We start from the raw sequence: 899 nt of genomic DNA, 5'->3' as shown, positions 1-899 counted from the left end.
GATTGAAGACCTTGTTCGCTCATATCCGGATGGTCTGGATACAATGATCGGTGAGCGAGGTGTGAAGCTCTCCGGTGGTCAAAAGCAACGTTTGTCTATTGCCCGGATGTTCCTTAAAAATCCGCCAATTCTCATTTTAGATGAAGCGACATCAGCATTGGATACAGAGACAGAAGCCGCGATTCAGCAGGCGCTGACAGAGCTATCCCAAGGCCGTACGACACTCGTTATTGCGCATCGTTTGGCAACGATCAAAAATGCTGACCGCATTATCGTAGTTGCAGATCAAGGGATTGCCGAGCAAGGCAGACATGAAGAGTTATTGGCAGTAAAAGGGGCATATAGCCGCCTGCACCAAGCTCAATATGGAACGTAAATAGGTCGATATGACGCCGTAAATAGAGAGAGGAATGAACGAGTTTGACAAAGAAAATGTGGATTGTGATGATGCTTCTGTCAGTCATTTTAGTTCTTACCGCCTGTGGTGGAAACGTAAAGCAGCCGGATGAAAAGCAGAATCAAACTTCTAGTGAACAAAAATCAGAGGAAACGAAAACAGTCAAAACGATTCATGGAGATATTAAGATACCGGTTCACCCTCAGCGGGTTGTAGTGGATTTGTACCTGAATGATTTATTAGCACTAGGAATTAAACCTGTGGGAAGTGTTAAATATTATCTGGATAATCCGTTTTCGAAGGATCTTGTACAGGGAATTACAAGCATTGGAGACCGCGGAAGTGTATCCATTGAGAAAGTATTGACTCTGCAGCCGGATTTGATTCTGATTGGTTCCAAAGATGCTTCTGAATATGAAAAATACAGTAAAATTGCTCCGACCATCGTGATTCCTTATGGAACGTACAAGAATGTGCATGAGTAACTGACAGCTTTTGGTGA

2 protein-coding genes are annotated in these 899 nt (G+C 43.5%); both read left to right on the top strand.

What is annotated here, in order from left to right; all coding sequences use genetic code 11:
* Positions 1-376: ATP-binding cassette domain-containing protein (locus GRP75_RS28190; protein ID WP_160791027.1), on the top strand; the 376-nt coding region annotated here is incomplete at its 5' end.
* Between the two features lie 44 nt (positions 377-420).
* Complete coding sequence (locus GRP75_RS28185; RefSeq protein ID WP_237449249.1) at positions 421-882, top strand: ABC transporter substrate-binding protein; 462 nt, start codon at positions 421-423, stop codon at positions 880-882.
* The last annotated feature ends 17 nt before the right edge of the window (positions 883-899 follow it).

The organism is Paenibacillus sp. OT2-17 (genome assembly GCF_009827695.1).
GTDB classification, from domain to species: Bacteria; Bacillota; Bacilli; order Paenibacillales; family Paenibacillaceae; genus Paenibacillus; species Paenibacillus polymyxa_B.
This window is presented reverse-complemented; position numbering and strand designations above follow the sequence as displayed.